1 protein-coding gene is annotated in these 444 nt (G+C 63.5%); it reads left to right on the plus strand.

All coding sequences use genetic code 11. The features are described from left to right. A partial coding sequence (locus tag NQJ30_RS18890; RefSeq protein WP_441339105.1) for a copper amine oxidase occupies positions 1-444 on the plus strand: 444 nt, incomplete at both ends.

Genomic DNA, 444 nt, shown 5'->3' on the forward strand with positions numbered 1-444 from the left:
TTGCCCAAGTACGTCGGTGAAGCCCGCACCGACCTCAAGCCCATCAGCATCACCCAGCCCGAGGGCGCGTCCTTCACCGTGACCGGCAACCACGTCCGCTGGGCCGACTGGTCCTTCCGGGTCGGGTTCACCCCGCGTGAGGGCCTGGTCCTGCACCAGCTCAAATTCCGGAACAAGGGCGTGGACCGGCCCGTGTTGAACCGGGCCTCGCTCTCGGAAATGGTCGTCCCGTACGGTGACACCGCCCCGGTCCAGGCCAAGAAAAACGCGTTCGACTCCGGTGAATACAACATCGGGAACATGGCCAACTCCCTGACCCTGGGCTGTGACTGCCTCGGCGAGATCAAATACTTCGACGGGATCACCGCCGACAGCCACGGCAACCCGCTGACCATCGAGAACGCGATCTGCATGCACGAGGAAGACGACTCCATCCTCTGGAAG

This window comes from Pseudarthrobacter sulfonivorans, from assembly GCF_024391045.1.
Classification (GTDB): domain Bacteria; phylum Actinomycetota; class Actinomycetes; order Actinomycetales; family Micrococcaceae; genus Arthrobacter; species Arthrobacter sulfonivorans_B.